General features: G+C 53.0%; 1 protein-coding gene. It reads left to right on the forward strand.

From position 1 onward, the window contains the following. Nucleotides 1-234, forward strand: a 234-nt coding sequence (locus tag LI126_RS15175; protein WP_227165742.1) for an Hsp33 family molecular chaperone HslO, incomplete at both ends; no start/stop codon positions are given.

Below are 234 nucleotides of genomic sequence, written 5' to 3' on the forward strand. Positions count from 1 at the left end.
GGAATGTTTCGTGCGTATGCAGTGCGTGCTACCAACCTGGTTGAAAAAGCCCATGAGATTCACGATACCTGGAGTGCCAGCTCGGCAGCTTTAGGACGCACCCTTATCGGCACGCTGCTATTATCAACGTCCAGCTTGGATGAAAAAGCCGGCATGACGGTTAAGATTCAAGGCAATGGGCCAGTTGGCTACATCGTCGCTGATGGTACGGCTCACGGCGAGGTTAAGGGCTAT

The organism is Mediterraneibacter sp. 210702-DFI.5.30, assembly GCF_020560115.1.
In the GTDB taxonomy this organism is placed as follows: domain Bacteria; phylum Bacillota; class Clostridia; order Lachnospirales; family Lachnospiraceae; genus Mediterraneibacter; species Mediterraneibacter faecis.